11 protein-coding genes are annotated in these 12,888 nt (G+C 59.0%); 9 read left to right on the top strand and 2 right to left on the bottom strand.

What is annotated here, in order from left to right; genetic code table 11:
* The first annotated feature begins 48 nt into the window (after positions 1-48).
* Positions 49-1,239, top strand: coding sequence for a 2-methylaconitate cis-trans isomerase PrpF (gene prpF, locus V5E99_RS23320; protein WP_499804595.1), 1,191 nt, complete (start codon positions 49-51; stop codon positions 1,237-1,239).
* Positions 1,240-1,414: 175 nt separating this feature from the next.
* Positions 1,415-2,899 (top strand): 2-methylcitrate dehydratase, encoded by a 1,485-nt coding sequence (gene prpD / locus V5E99_RS23315; RefSeq protein ID WP_499804594.1) that lies wholly within the window; start codon positions 1,415-1,417, stop codon positions 2,897-2,899.
* 100 nt (positions 2,900-2,999) lie between these two features.
* Here the strand turns inward: prpD and V5E99_RS23310 are convergent, their stop codons facing one another.
* The gene (locus V5E99_RS23310) at positions 3,000-3,932 is read right to left on the bottom strand and encodes a DMT family transporter (protein WP_499804593.1); all 933 of its coding nucleotides are present in this window, start codon (positions 3,930-3,932) and stop codon (positions 3,000-3,002) included.
* 94 nt (positions 3,933-4,026) lie between these two features.
* On the opposite strand from V5E99_RS23310, the gene V5E99_RS23305 reads away from it, so the two are divergent.
* Entirely contained in the window at positions 4,027-5,436 is a 1,410-nt protein-coding gene (locus V5E99_RS23305) for an aminotransferase-like domain-containing protein (protein ID WP_499804592.1), read from the top strand.
* Between the two features lie 119 nt (positions 5,437-5,555).
* Here the strand turns inward: V5E99_RS23305 and ppsR are convergent, their stop codons facing one another.
* A complete protein-coding gene (gene ppsR, locus V5E99_RS23300) occupies positions 5,556-6,374 on the bottom strand; it encodes a posphoenolpyruvate synthetase regulatory kinase/phosphorylase PpsR (protein WP_290025270.1) in 819 nt (272 codons plus the stop codon).
* Between the two features lie 174 nt (positions 6,375-6,548).
* On the opposite strand from ppsR, the gene ppsA reads away from it, so the two are divergent.
* The 6 genes from ppsA (at position 6,549) to V5E99_RS23270 (ending at position 12,850) form a co-directional block, all read left to right on the top strand.
* Positions 6,549-8,924: a phosphoenolpyruvate synthase gene (gene ppsA / locus V5E99_RS23295; RefSeq protein ID WP_499804591.1), complete on the top strand. Its 2,376-nt coding sequence runs from the start codon at positions 6,549-6,551 to the stop codon at positions 8,922-8,924.
* Positions 8,925-9,088: 164 nt separating this feature from the next.
* Positions 9,089-10,078 (top strand): alpha/beta fold hydrolase, encoded by a 990-nt coding sequence (locus V5E99_RS23290; protein ID WP_499804590.1) that lies wholly within the window; start codon positions 9,089-9,091, stop codon positions 10,076-10,078.
* Positions 10,079-10,199: 121 nt separating this feature from the next.
* Positions 10,200-10,691, top strand: a complete 492-nt coding sequence (gene rraA / locus V5E99_RS23285) for a ribonuclease E activity regulator RraA (RefSeq protein ID WP_499804589.1) — start codon at positions 10,200-10,202, stop codon at positions 10,689-10,691.
* 23 nt (positions 10,692-10,714) lie between these two features.
* Positions 10,715-11,710, top strand: coding sequence for a divalent cation transporter CmaX (cmaX, locus tag V5E99_RS23280; protein WP_499804588.1), 996 nt, complete (start codon positions 10,715-10,717; stop codon positions 11,708-11,710).
* Positions 11,711-11,774: 64 nt separating this feature from the next.
* Positions 11,775-12,023, top strand: a complete 249-nt coding sequence (locus tag V5E99_RS23275; RefSeq protein ID WP_008146303.1) for a hypothetical protein — start codon at positions 11,775-11,777, stop codon at positions 12,021-12,023.
* Between the two features lie 2 nt (positions 12,024-12,025).
* Positions 12,026-12,850 carry a mechanosensitive ion channel family protein gene (locus V5E99_RS23270; protein WP_054054005.1) on the top strand — a complete coding sequence of 275 codons (825 nt, stop codon included), beginning with the start codon at positions 12,026-12,028 and terminating at the stop codon, positions 12,848-12,850.
* The last annotated feature ends 38 nt before the right edge of the window (positions 12,851-12,888 follow it).

Genomic DNA, 12,888 nt, shown 5'->3' with positions numbered 1-12,888 from the left:
CAGAGCCACAGGGGATTCAACTCCCCTGTCGGCCAATAGAGGAATGACATGTCTCACGCACCTCAAATCAAAATCCCCGCCACCTACATGCGCGGCGGCACCAGTAAAGGCGTGTTCTTCAGCCTGCAAGACCTGCCCGAAGCGGCACAGATTCCCGGCCCGTCCCGCGATGCGTTGTTGCTGCGCGTCATTGGCAGCCCCGACCCCTACGACAAGCAAATCGACGGCATGGGCGGCGCGACGTCCAGCACCAGCAAAACCGTGATCCTGTCGAAAAGCATCAAGGCTGATCACGATGTCGATTACCTGTTCGGCCAGGTCTCCATCGACAAGCCGTTCGTGGACTGGAGCGGTAACTGCGGCAACCTTTCGGCAGCGGTCGGCTCGTTCGCCATCAGCAACGGGTTGGTGGACGCCAGCCGCATTCCGCATAACGGTGTGGCGGTGGTTCGCGTCTGGCAGGCCAACATCGGCAAGACCATCATCGCCCACGTGCCGATCACCAACGGTGAAGTGCAGGAAACCGGTGATTTCGAACTCGACGGCGTGACCTTTCCGGCGGCCGAAGTGCAAGTCGAATTCATGGACCCGGCGGCGGAAGAAGAGGGCGGCGGTGGTTCGATGTTCCCCACCGGCAACCTGGTGGATGATCTGGAAGTGCCCGGCGTCGGGACCTTCAAGGCGACCATGATCAATGCCGGCATTCCGACGATTTTTATCAACGCCGAAGACATCGGTTACACCGGCACCGAGTTGCAAGGCGCGATCAACAGCGACCCGAAAGCCCTGGCGATGTTCGAAACCATCCGTGCCTACGGTGCGTTGCGCATGGGCCTGATCAAGGACCTGGACGAAGCGGCCAAGCGTCAGCACACGCCGAAAGTGGCGTTCGTGGCCAAGCCTGCGGCCTACGTATCATCCAGCGGCAAAGCGATTGCGGCGGGTGATGTCGACCTGCTGGTGCGGGCGTTGTCCATGGGAAAATTGCACCACGCGATGATGGGTACGGCGGCAGTGGCGATTGGCACGGCGGCGGCGATTTCCGGGACGCTGGTGAACCTGGCGGCGGGCGGGATTGAACGCAACGCCGTGCGTTTTGGGCACCCGTCCGGCACCTTGCGTGTGGGTGCCGAAGCGAGTCAGGTGAACGGTGAATGGACCGTGAAAAAAGCCATCATGAGCCGCAGTGCGCGGGTATTGATGGAAGGCTTCGTCCGCGTTCCGGGTGATTCCTTCTAACGAACACCCCCCGTAGGAGCTGCCGAAGGCTGCGATCTTTTGATTTTGCTTTATAAGATCAAGATCAAAAGATCGCAGCCTTCGGCAGCTCCTACGGGGATCGCATTTCAAGAATAAGAATGATTAGTCCTGAACCGAGGTCCCATTAACGAACCACTTCAAGAGTGAATCGAACATGAGCGCCAACGTTGACCTGAACAACCGCCCCGACTACGACACGGTCCTGCAGGACATTGCCGATTACGTCCTCACCTTCAAGATCGAATCCCAAGAAGCCCTCGACACCGCCCGCAACTGCCTGATGGACACCCTCGGCTGCGGCCTGCTGGCCCTGCGCTTTCCCGAATGCACCAAACACCTGGGCCCGATCGTCGAGGGTACCATCGTCCCGTTCGGCGCCCGCGTGCCTGGCACCAGCTACCGTCTCGACCCGGTAAAAGCCGCGTGGGACATCGGCTGCATCGTCCGCTGGCTCGACTACAACGACACCTGGCTCGCTGCCGAATGGGGTCATCCGTCCGATAACCTCGGCGGGATTCTCGCGGTGGCCGATCACCTTTCGCAGAAGCGCCTGGCCAATGGTGACGCGCCGCTGACGATTCGCGCCGTGCTCGAAGCGATGATCATGGCCCACGAGATTCAGGGCGTCATCGCACTGGAAAACTCCTTCAACCGTGTAGGCCTTGATCACGTGTTGCTGGTGAAAGTCGCCTCCACCGCCGTCACCGCCAAACTCATGGGCGCCAACCGCGAGCAGTTGCTGTCGGCGTTGTCCCATGCGTTTGCTGATGGTCAAGCGCTGCGCACTTATCGTCATGCACCGAACGCCGGTTCGCGCAAATCCTGGGCGGCGGGTGATGCGTCCAGCCGTGGCGTGCGGCTGGCGGACATCGCGCTGCGTGGCGAGATGGGCATTCCCGGCGTGCTGACGGCCAAGCAGTGGGGCTTTTATGACGTGCTGTTCAGCCACACCAATAACGACTTGGCGCTTAAACCCGAAGACAAACGCGTGTTCAGCTTCTCCCGTCAGTACGGCAGTTACGTGATGGAAAACGTGCTGTTCAAGATCAGTTTTCCCGCCGAGTTTCATGCGCAAACCGCGTGCGAAGCGGCCGTCACGCTGCACCCGCAAGTGCGCAATCGCCTGCATGAAATCGACAGGATCGTCATCACCACCCACGAGTCGGCGATCCGCATCATTTCCAAGGTCGGTCCGCTGGCCAATGCCGCCGACCGCGACCACTGCATTCAGTACATGACCGCTGTGCCGCTGGCGTTCGGCAATCTGGTGGCCGAGCAATACGAAGACGATTTCCATGCCGCGCACCCTATCATCGATGTGTTGCGCGAAAAAATGCACATCGTCGAAGACCCGCGTTTCACCCGGGAATACCTGGAAGCGGATAAGCGCTCCATCGCCAACGCGATCCAGGTGTTTTTCAAGGACGGCTCCAGCACCGAGAACGTGGTGGTCGAGTACCCGATTGGCCATCGCCGTCGCCGTGCCGATGGCATTCCATTGCTGGAGGATAAGTTCAAGGCCAACCTGGCAACGCGCTTCACCGGCCAGCGTAGCGCCGAGATTTTTGCGTTGTGTAAGGATCAGGCTGCGCTGGAGGCCACACCGGTGAACCGCTTCGTCGACTTGTTCGTGATCTGACGCCATTCCCCGTAGGAGCTGCCGAAGGCTGCGATCTTTTGATTTTGATTTTTAAGATCAAAAGATCGCAGCCTTCGGCAGCTCCTACGGGGGGATGTGTTCAGCGTTTAAGCCATTTCTCGACGGGCAATTTGGTAATGGCAAACCCCGTCAGCAGTACCGCCGAATACACCATCAACTCCTGCGAAACACTCTGCCCCTCGTACCACGCGCCAATCACCACCGCGAACACCGGAAAAATAATGAACACAAACGACAAAATGATCGGGCTGAGTCGTTTCAGCAGCAAAAAATAAACGATAAACCCACCCACAGATGCCACCAGCCCCAGGTAGAGCAGGGCACCCCATGAGCGCATGGTGATGGCATCGAACACCGGCGCTTCAAAACCCAGTCCCGCCACAAACAGCATCAACCCGGCCAGCCCGATGGGCAGGGTGTTGTAGGTGATCACGCTGATGGCACTGCCTTGTTTCTTGGTGATCACGTAACACAGCGCATGCATCACCGCTGCGGCCAGAATCGCCAGCACGCCGAAGAACTCGGCGTGGTCCAGGTGCAGCCCCTGACTGCGGATGATCATGAACAAACTGCCAAAGCCGATGGCGATGCCGAGCACTTGCGAGGGGTAGATTTTTTCCCGCAGAAATATCGCGGAAAAAATCAGGATGAACACCGGCATGCAACTGAACAGCAGCGCCGTCAGACCAGACGAAACGTGCATCTCGCCGTAGTTGAGCAAGTAGTACGGCAGGCTGAAATACGACAGCGTGACGAACACGAAAAACCAGCGGCTCTGCCGTGGAAACAGCAGCGGCTCGCGACGCAGCAGGGCAAAGCTCAGAAACAGCGGAAAGGCGATCAGAAAGCGCAGGCCGGCAGCGGTCAGGGGGGGCACGCTTTCCACGGCAATCTTGATCCCCAGCCACGTGGTGCCCCAACTCAGGCAGACAATCAGAAACAACGTGCTGGTGATCAGCCCGGCCAACCACGGTTTTCGAATGCTGGAAGGCGCGCTGAGGGCGATGGACATGATCGAGCTCCTTTTCTGTCATCGGAATTGACCTGACTACTGAATAGGTCTATCCCTGATTGAACCTGTTTTCAGCACGCTATTCGGGATGTAAATGACTGTCAAAGTAAGTATTGCCACGGTGTCAATCCTGCGCGAAGGCTTGGCGCTAGGGCGCGGCGTCAAGTACAAGCGCTTGGCCGAGGCCCTGGAAAAAAGCATCGGCGAAGGCTTGATCGAGCCAGGCAGCAAACTGCCGCCCCATCGTTTGTTGGCCGACAGCCTGGGCGTGACCATTGGCACCATCAGCCGCGCCTATGGCGAGCTGGAGCGGATCGGGTTGGTGGTGGCCCGTGTAGGAGATGGCACTTATGTGCGTCAGCACGGGATGGAACGTTCGCGGGACGGCGGCTTTCGCAATGTCAGCGATGAGCCCCGGATTTACTTTGATATGAGTCGCAATCAACCGATTCCGGGGCAGGAATCCGTCTTGTTGGGCGCCAGCCTGCAAGCGTTGGTCAATGATCCGCAGGCCCTGCAACAGGTCAGCGGCTACACCGCCGATGCCGGACTGGCCCGCTATAGGGCGGCGGGTGCCCACTGGTTACGGCACAAGGCGTTTGTCCCGGATGCCGAACAGATCGTTTGTGTGAATGGCGGCCAGCACGGTTTGCTCTGCGTGTTGATGGCGCTGCTCAAGCCTGGCGATACGTTGGTGACCGAGCATCTGACCTACCCCGGATTGATCAGCGTCGCCCGCATGCTGGGGATAAAGCTGATAGGGCTCGGGATGGACGACGAAGGACTTTTGCCCGAGGCGCTGTCGGACATTTGCCTGAATCATCGAGTGTCGGCGTTGTACTGCACGCCGACGATCCAGAATCCTACGGCGGCAGTCATGTCGGTCCCACGGCGTGAAGCAATCGCCGAGGTCTGCCGTCGGCACAATTTGCTGATCATCGAAGATGAGGCCCACGCGGTGCTGGCGCAGCAGCGTCCGTTACCGCTGAGTTACTTTGCCCCGGAGCGTTCGGTGTTGATTGGTAGCTTGAGCAAAGCGGTTTCGGCCGGATTACGGGTGGGTTATCTGCATGCGCCGCAACCGTTGATCGGACGCTTGAGTGCCGCAGTGCGGGGGACTTGCTGGATGGCCAGTCCGCTGTCGATGGAAGTGGCGACTGCCTGGATCGAAAACGGGGTTGCCGAGCAGTTGTTGGGGCAGCAGATAACCGAAATCAGCCGGCGCAAACAGTTGGTCATCGAAGTGTTAAAAGAGGTCAGTTACAAGACCCATCCCAATAGCCCACACTTCTGGATCGAAGTACCCGAGCCGTGGCGGGCGTCGCAGATTGCGGCGGAGCTCAAGCAGAATAATTATCTGGTGGCGACGGCTGAGGCGTTTGCCGTGGGGCATGGGGCTGTACCGCAGTTTGTTCGGGCGAGTGTGTGTAATCCGGCGGGGAATGATCGGTTGTTGCTGGACGGGTTTGGGGCGTTGGCGTCGGCATTAGCTGACACCGTGTGATCGTTCATCGCGAGCAAGCTCGCTCCTACAGGGGTATGTCGATCCCGCATGCCGCGAACGACCCCAAACCCGTAGGAGCGAGGCTTGCCCGCGAAGGCGTCCTCGCAAACGCTAAAGAACTACTTGAACCGCCGCTCCACCCCTTTCTCCACCAGAATCTTCGCCGAAATCTCTTCCACGGAAAAATGCGTGGAATTGATGTGCGGAATGTTCTCGCGGCGGAACAGGTTCTCCACTTCGCGCACTTCGAACTCGCACTGGGCATAGCTCGAATAGCGGCTGTTGGGCTTGCGTTCGTTGCGGATCGCGGTGAGGCGATCGGGGTCGATGGTCAGGCCGAACAGCTTGTGCTGGTGGGCGCGCAGGGCGGCTGGCAGGGTCAGGCGCTCCATGTCGTCCTCGGTCAGCGGGTAGTTGGCGGCGCGGATGCCGAATTGCATCGCCATGTACAGGCACGTCGGCGTCTTACCACACCGCGACACGCCTACTAGGATCAGGTCGGCCTTGTCGTAATAATGCGTGCGGGCACCGTCGTCGTTGTCGAGGGCAAAGTTCACCGCCTCGATCCGCTCCATGTAATTGGAGTTGGTGCCGATGGAGTGGGACTTGCCGACGGTGTAGGAAGAATGCTCGGTCAGTTCCTGTTCAAGCGGTGCCAGGAAGGTCGAGAAAATATCGATCATGAAACCATTGGACGTCGCGAGAATCTCACGAATGTCCTGATTGACGATGGTGTCGAAGATGATCGGCCGAAAGCCGTCGGTTTCGGCGGCCTTGTTGATTTGTTGTACCATGGCCCGCGCTTTATCGACGTTGTCGATGTACGGTCGCGTGAATTTGCTGAAGGTAATGTTTTCGAACTGCGCCAGAAGGCTCTGACCGAGGGTCTCGGCGGTAATACCCGTGCCATCGGAGATAAAGAAAGCAGATCGTTTCATTTGCACCTTGGGCCTTAAGCTAGTGAAGATTTCTGGATATGATAGGCGCGATTTGCTGGCCGCCAGTGGCCCGCATTCTCACTTATTTTCCAGGTCCAGGCCATACAGTCGGCAAACGCTCCCCCGAGCCGCCGGCTTCTGAGCTTTTCCAACACAGTTAGTGGAGAGATCACCTTGGTAGAGTACGTAGTTTCCCTCGATAAGCTCGGCGTCCATGATGTAGAGCACGTAGGGGGCAAGAACGCATCCCTGGGCGAGATGATCAGTAACCTTGCAGGTGCCGGTGTATCGGTGCCCGGTGGCTTCGCCACGACAGCTCAGGCTTATCGTGATTTTCTGGAACTGAGCGGCCTGAACGATCAGATCCACGCCGCCCTCGACGCCCTGGACGTCGATGATGTCAACGCCCTGGCCAAGACCGGCGCCCAGATCCGCAAATGGATCATGGAAGCCGAATTCCCCGAGAAGCTCAACGCCGAGATCCGCACCGCGTTCGCCACGCTGTCGGCCGGCAACCCTGACATGGCCGTGGCCGTGCGCTCTTCCGCTACCGCTGAAGACCTGCCGGACGCCTCCTTCGCCGGTCAGCAGGAAACCTTCCTGAACATCCGTGGCGTCGAAAACGTCATTCGCGCCGCCAAAGAGGTGTTCGCCTCCCTCTTCAACGACCGCGCCATTTCCTATCGCGTCCACCAGGGCTTCGACCACAAGCTGGTCGCCCTGTCGGCCGGCGTGCAGCGCATGGTCCGCTCCGAAACCGGCACTGCCGGCGTGATGTTCACCCTGGATACCGAATCGGGTTTCCGTGACGTGGTGTTCATCACCGGCGCCTACGGCCTGGGCGAAACCGTCGTACAAGGCGCGGTGAACCCGGACGAATTCTACGTCCACAAACAAACGCTTGAGGCCGGTCGCCCGGCGATCCTGCGCCGTAACCTGGGCAGCAAAGCCATCAAGATGATCTACGGCGAAGTGGCCACGGCCGGCAAGTCGGTCAAGACCATCGACGTGGACAAGGCTGACCGTGCACGTTTCTGCCTGACCGACGCTGAAGTCAGCGAACTGGCCAAGCAAGCGATGATCATCGAAAAGCACTACAAGTGCCCGATGGACATCGAATGGGCCAAGGACGGCGACGACGGCAAGCTCTACATCGTTCAGGCCCGTCCTGAAACCGTGAAAAGCCGCACCCAGGCCAACGTCATGGAGCGTTACCTGTTGAAAGAAACCGGCACCGTGCTGGTTGAAGGTCGCGCCATCGGCCAGCGCATCGGCGCCGGCAAGGTCCGTATCATCAAGGACGTGTCCGAAATGGACAAAGTCCAGCCAGGCGACGTTCTGGTTTCCGACATGACCGACCCGGACTGGGAGCCGGTCATGAAGCGCGCCAGCGCCATCGTCACCAACCGTGGCGGCCGTACCTGCCACGCGGCGATCATCGCCCGCGAACTGGGCATCCCGGCCGTGGTCGGTTGCGGCAACGCCACCCAGCTGTTGAAAGACGGCCAGGGCGTGACGGTTTCCTGCGCTGAAGGCGACACCGGTTACATCTTCGAAGGCGAACTGGGCTTCGACATCAAGAAAAACTCCGTGGATGCCATGCCTGATCTGCCGTTCAAGATCATGATGAACGTCGGCAACCCGGACCGTGCCTTCGACTTCGCGCAACTGCCGAACGCCGGTGTAGGCCTGGCCCGTCTGGAATTCATCATCAACCGCATGATCGGCGTGCACCCTAAAGCACTGCTGAACTACGACGGTCTGCCGCAAGAGATCAAGGACAGCGTCGACAAGCGCATCGCCGGTTACGACGATCCGGTTGGCTTCTATGTCGACAAACTGGTCGAAGGCATCAGCACCCTGGCCGCTGCGTTCACCCCGAAAAAGGTCATCGTGCGTTTGTCGGACTTCAAGTCCAACGAATACGCGAACCTGATCGGTGGCAAGCTCTACGAGCCGGAAGAAGAAAACCCGATGCTGGGCTTCCGTGGCGCGTCGCGTTACATCAGCGAAGCGTTCCGTGACTGCTTTGAACTCGAATGCCGCGCGCTCAAGCGTGTGCGTAACGAGATGGGCCTGACCAACGTTGAAATCATGGTGCCGTTCGTCCGTACCCTCGGCGAAGCGAGCCAGGTGATCGACCTGCTGGCCGAAAATGGCCTGGCCCGTGGCGAGAACGGTCTGCGCATCATCATGATGTGCGAACTGCCGTCCAACGCGATCCTCGCTGAAGAGTTCCTTGAGTTCTTCGATGGCTTCTCCATCGGTTCCAACGACCTGACCCAACTGACCCTGGGTCTGGACCGTGACTCCGGGATCATTGCGCACTTGTTCGATGAGCGTAATCCGGCGGTCAAGAAACTGTTGGCCAACGCGATCCAGGCATGCAACAAGGCGGGCAAGTACATCGGTATCTGCGGTCAGGGGCCTTCGGACCACCCGGACCTGGCCAAATGGCTGATGGAGCAGGGCATCGAAAGCGTTTCGCTGAACCCCGATTCCGTACTGGAAACCTGGTTCTTCCTGGCTGAGGGCCAAGCTTCGGCCTGATGGTGTGTGAACGGACCGCTCACTGTAGGAGCAAGGCTTGCCCGCGATGGCGTCTTCAAAATTGCCGTCGCCAGCAAGCTGTGCTCCTACAGGGGGTAGCCGTTTTTTGAGATTGAAGTAGGGCGAGCGCCTCCGGATGCCGCCCTTTTTTGTGCAAGAGCATTATGCAAAGCAGCAGCAACCTATTTCCTGTCGCCCTGATCAGCGCCGAACGGCGCGGCGATCTGAGCGAAGATGTGTATCGATTGAAACCCGGCAACAGCCCTGACGGCACCGTCGAGCTGGCAGTAACACGCCTGGGCATGGCCGATGGCTCGGGCGCGCGCGGCGTGCCGGTCATTTTGCTTCACGGTAGCTTTTCCAATCGACGGTTCTGGTTTTCCCCCAAAGGCCTGGGCCTGGGTGCCTACCTGACGCGTCTGGGGTTCGATGTCTGGATTCCGGAAATGCGCGGTCACGGTTTGTCCCAGCGCAACCAGAACTACCGCAAGAACCGCGTCGCCGACTACGCCCGTTACGATCTGCCGGCCATCGGCGCGTTTGTGCGCGAGCAAAGTGGCCAGGTCCCGCACTGGATCGGTCACTCGCTGGGGGGCATTACCCTGGCCGCCGCGCTGGGTGGTCAGTACATCGGCGAGCCGGTCGTGGCCTCGGCGGCGTTTTTCGGGACGCAGGTCAGCCGCACCTACTGGCCGCTGAAGATTCCCCCGGTGGAGTGGAGCGGGCGCTTTATTCTCAAGCGTTTTGCCCAGTTGTCCGGTTCACGGCTCAAGCGCGGCCCGGAGGACGAGCCGATTGGCCTGGCCCTGGAAAGCATGCGCTGGTATGGCCTGTTCGGGCGCTTTGGCGACGCGGACAAGGACTGGTGGGCCGGTTTGGCCGAAGTTGAGCTGCCGGTATTGGCGGTGAGCGCTGTCGGGGATCATCAAGACCCGGCATGGGCCTGCCAAAAACTGTTCGATCAGATCGGCAGTGAGCACAAGCAGTTCATCAATCTGGGGCGCGAGCAGGGCTTTGCCGACAATTTCGGTCACGTTGAAATGTTGATCAGCAAAGCCGCTCAGGTCGAAGTCTGGCCATTGGTGGCTCGCTGGTTGGCCGATCAGCAAACGCCGTTGCTGGGCGAAAAGCCGGATTTGGCCACGGCCGTCTGAGCGCGATGCTCTAACAAGGGCATTTCGCTCCGGTCGGCATGCGGCTAAGATATGACGCATTGAGCTTTTCCGGTCACTTTGCGACATCCTCGATTGTCTTCCTCTTTACAGGAGTTTCTCGATGAACCATTACGTTACGCCTGACCTGTGCGATGCCTACCCGGAGCTGGTGCAAGTGCTGGAACCGATGTTCAGCAATTTCGGCGGCCGCGATTCCTTCGGTGGCGAGATCGTGACCATCAAGTGTTTCGAGGACAACTCGCGGGTCAAGGAGCAGGTCGAACTCCAGGGTGACGGCAAGGTGCTGGTGGTCGACGGTGGCGGTTCCCTGCGTCATGCCTTGCTGGGTGACATGCTGGCCGAGAAGGCCTCGAAGAACGGTTGGGCGGGGCTGGTGATCTACGGTTGCATTCGCGACGTCGATATCCTTGCGCAGACCGATCTGGGCGTGCAGGCCCTCGCCAGCCACCCGAGGAAGTCCGACCGGCGCGGGCTCGGCGACCTGAACGTTCCAGTGACTTTCGCCGGCGTGACGTTCCACCCCGGTCACTACATCTATGCGGATAACAACGGCGTGATCATCTCGCCAAGCCCGCTGAAAATGCCTGAATAAAGCGCTTCAACCAAGGGGTGAGGATGTTCGAGGAAGAAAACGCGCAGTGGGGGCTGGTGCATGCCCTGGTGCTGGATGGTAAAGGCAGTGCGCGTTCGATAGCCCGGACTGAACTCGATGACTTGCAGCTACAGGCCCATGAAAGCCTGTGGCTGCACTGGGATCGCAGTCACCCGCAAACCCAGACCTGGCTGCGTAAATCCAGTGGTCTGAGTGAATTCAGCTGTGATCTTTTGCTCGAAGAGAACACCCGTCCGCGTCTTCTACAGCTTTCGGACAGCGAACTGCTGTTATTTTTACGCGGGATAAATATGAATCCCGGCGCGGAGCCGGAAGACATGGTCTCGGTGCGCATCTTCGCGTCGGCCCAGCGAGTGATTTCTCTGCGTTTGCGTCCGTTGCGTGCCACCGACGAGTTGTTGGTGCAGTTGGCGGAAGGCAAGGGGCCGAAAACCGCCTCCGAGCTCATCCTTTATATGGCTCAGTACCTCACCAACAAGGTGCAGGATCTGGTCACTTGCCTCTCGGAAGTGGTCGATGAGGAAGAAGAAAAACTGGATGCCGACGAACGGTACACACCCGAGCATGGCGCCATTTTGCAGATCCGTCGCAGGGCGGCCGGGCTGAAACGTTTCCTGGCGCCGCAGCGGGATATTTTCGGGCAACTGACGCGGATAAAACTGCCGTGGTTTGTCGATGACGATGGCGATTACTGGAACGAATTGAACAACAGCCTGACCCGCTATCTCGAGGAGCTGGAATTGACCCGGGAGCGGGTGGGGCTGGTCCTGGAGGCAGAAGACCGGCGTTTGAGCGTGCGCATGAACCGCACGATGTACCGCTTCGGGATCATCACCGGGATCTTTTTGCCGATGAGTTTTCTGACCGGGCTTTTGGGTATCAATGTCGGCGGCATTCCGTTCTCTGCCAGCCCGTATGGTTTCCTGATTGCGTGCCTGATGATGGTCTCGGTGGCGCTCGGTCAGTGGTGGTTATTCCGACGTTTGCGCTGGGTGTGACAGATGAGCCATGTGACCCGGGCAAATTTGATCGCGTCTTTCACTGACATCACGAGAGGTGCGTATGCACGATCCGTTTGAACAGTCTTTGCGTGACATGCTCAAGGCATCTCCGTCCACTCGGGACGACGATGCGTGCCTTGGCCGTGTACTGAAAACCGCCAACCGTCAGGTCGGCGCCGGCGATCTGTTCAGCCTGCTGGGCCGCTGGTTGCCCGCGCTGATGATTGCCTTGAACAATGGATCGGCTCACGTTGCGCCGGTTTCCCGTCACCGTAAACCTACCGTTCGCACTGCTGATAAGGCTGATTGAATATGGAACTTGATCTCTGGACTCAGAGCCTCGTCACGGCAATGACTGCGTTGTGGACCAAGGTGGCGAATTTCATTCCGAACCTGTTCGGTGCCTTGGTTGTCCTACTGTTGGGTTTTGTCGTAGCCAAGCTGCTGGACACCTTGTTGTCCAAATTGCTCGCCAAACTGGGCCTCGATCGCCTGATGGGCGGTACCGGCCTGACCAAATTGCTGTCCCGGGCCGGCCTTCAGGTGCCGATTTCGACCTTGATCGGCAAGATTGTCTATTGGTTCGTTTTGCTGATTTTCCTCGTGTCGGCAGCAGAATCCCTTGGGCTTGAGCGAGTTTCAGCTACGCTGGATATGCTTGCGTTGTATTTGCCGAAAGTATTTGGTGCCGCGCTGGTGCTGCTGGTAGGCGTTTTGCTGGCGCAACTGGCCAATGGGCTGGTGCGCGGTGCGGCAGAGGGCGTAGGGCTGGATTACGCTTCGGGGCTGGGGCGAATTGCCCAGGGCCTGGTGATTATCATCAGTTTGTCGGTTGCGATCAGTCAGTTGGAGGTCAAAACCGACCTGCTCAACCATGTGATCGTGATCGTTTTGATTACCGTTGGTCTGGCGGTTGCGTTGGCCATGGGCTTGGGGAGCCGGGAAATTGCCGGTCAGATTCTTGCGGGAATCTATGTGCGTGAGTTGTATCAGGTTGGGCAACAAGTGCGTGTTGGCGAGGTCGAAGGCCAGATCGAAGAGATCGGCACGGTTAAAACCACATTGCTGACCGATGAGGGTGAGCTAGTCTCTCTCTCCAATCGGATCCTCCTGGAGCAGCACGTGAGTAGCCGCTAACCCGGCAAACCCTGCTAATGTATGCCGCCGCAAAATGC

Source organism: Janthinobacterium sp. LPB2021202312-11-4 (assembly GCF_037049705.1).
Lineage (GTDB): Bacteria > Pseudomonadota > Gammaproteobacteria > Pseudomonadales > Pseudomonadaceae > Aquipseudomonas.
The sequence above is the reverse complement of the archived record's forward strand: the minus strand, read 5'-3'. Positions and strand labels throughout refer to the sequence as shown.

Coding starts and splice junctions, on each gene's coding strand:
- prpF (WP_499804595.1), top strand. CDS start 49: ATGTCTCACGCACCTCAAATCAAAATCCCCGCCACCTACATGCGCGGC.
- prpD (WP_499804594.1), top strand. CDS start 1,415: ATGAGCGCCAACGTTGACCTGAACAACCGCCCCGACTACGACACGGTC.
- V5E99_RS23310 (WP_499804593.1), bottom strand. CDS start 3,932: ATGTCCATCGCCCTCAGCGCGCCTTCCAGCATTCGAAAACCGTGGTTG.
- V5E99_RS23305 (WP_499804592.1), top strand. CDS start 4,027: ATGACTGTCAAAGTAAGTATTGCCACGGTGTCAATCCTGCGCGAAGGC.
- ppsR (WP_290025270.1), bottom strand. CDS start 6,374: ATGAAACGATCTGCTTTCTTTATCTCCGATGGCACGGGTATTACCGCC.
- V5E99_RS23290 (WP_499804590.1), top strand. CDS start 9,089: ATGCAAAGCAGCAGCAACCTATTTCCTGTCGCCCTGATCAGCGCCGAA.
- rraA (WP_499804589.1), top strand. CDS start 10,200: ATGAACCATTACGTTACGCCTGACCTGTGCGATGCCTACCCGGAGCTG.
- cmaX (WP_499804588.1), top strand. CDS start 10,715: ATGTTCGAGGAAGAAAACGCGCAGTGGGGGCTGGTGCATGCCCTGGTG.
- V5E99_RS23275 (WP_008146303.1), top strand. CDS start 11,775: ATGCACGATCCGTTTGAACAGTCTTTGCGTGACATGCTCAAGGCATCT.
- V5E99_RS23270 (WP_054054005.1), top strand. CDS start 12,026: ATGGAACTTGATCTCTGGACTCAGAGCCTCGTCACGGCAATGACTGCG.